Source organism: Kitasatospora sp. NPDC093558 (assembly GCF_040683475.1).
In the GTDB taxonomy this organism is placed as follows: Bacteria; Actinomycetota; Actinomycetes; order Streptomycetales; family Streptomycetaceae; genus Kitasatospora.
Genome location: NZ_JBFBDY010001333.1, coordinates 1 through 1,128 on the forward strand (window position 1 = coordinate 1; position 1,128 = coordinate 1,128).

At 75.6% G+C, this 1,128-nt stretch carries 1 pseudogene; it reads right to left on the reverse strand.

The window, feature by feature from the left end:
• Positions 1 to 844: pseudogene (locus AB0O00_RS40765) on the reverse strand (hypothetical protein); the annotation flags it as partial.
• Between the last annotated feature and the right edge of the window lie 284 nt (positions 845 to 1,128).

The following is a 1,128-nucleotide window of genomic DNA, read 5'->3' on the forward strand; positions in this document are numbered from 1 at the left end:
CCTGGGCCGTCGACGATGGCGTGCCGTCCGCGCGCGGCTCGGTCGGCTGCGCCGCCTCCACCGTTCGCTGCACGGCGGGCGACGGGCTCGGTAGCGGCGCGCCGAGTCGTCCCGACCGGCGTGGGACGAGCGGAAATCCCGGGCTGCTGCTCGGCAGGGGAAGTGGTTCAGGAAGGCCCGCATCCGCCGCGCGCTGCACAGCAGGACGAGACGCCAGCGGTGCGCCCAGTCCCAACCGGCGGCTCGGCTGCGGTGCTGCCGCTGCCACCCGCTGGACCGGCTGCGCCGAGCGCTGCACGGCAGGAGGCGACGGCAGCAGCGGCGGTGCGACCGGCTCCGACCGGCCTGCCTCGTCCCCTCTCGGCTGCGGTTCCGCAACTCGCTGTACCGGCGCCGGTGTCGAAGCCGCCAGAGGCACCGAATCGCCGATGAGAGGCCGCTCCGGCACTCCGGCAGGCGCCAGTCTCCGCACCGGCAGCTGCTCGACGGTCCGCGCGACCACCGTCATGGCCGCACGCGGCGCCGACGGCACGACCACCGGCTCCACGCCCGACGACGCCGCAACCGAACGCGCCACCACCACCGGCTCGACGGCCGACGACTGCACGACCGGTGCCTGCATGCCCACCGGCGCCTCAACCGACGGCCGCAAGCCCGTCGGCCCCTCGATCACCGACTCCGTAACCGATGGCTCCACTACCGGGCGCCCTACCACCGGCGCCTCAACCGACGACGGCACGACCGTCGGCCCCTCGATCACCGGCTCCGCAACCGATGGCTCCACCATCGACCGCGCCACCACCACTGGCTCGACGGCCGACGACTGCACGACCGGAGTCTGCATGCCCGCCGACCCCTCGACCGACGACGGCGCGACCGGCGCCTCCGAGCCTGCTGACCCCACCATCGACCGCGCCACCACCACCGGCTCCGCCGCCGACGACTGAACGACCACCCCCGCCGACGCCGGCGCCACCGCCGATGCCCCCGACGCCGCCGACACACCCGCCGACGCAGCCCCCCGCACCAACCCCTCCCCCGTCCCGCCCGGCGCCGCCGGGTGGACGAGGTGGCCGAGCGGCCCCAGGAAGGAAGGGTCCTGCCAGCTCGTCAGCCCGGCCCGGAAGC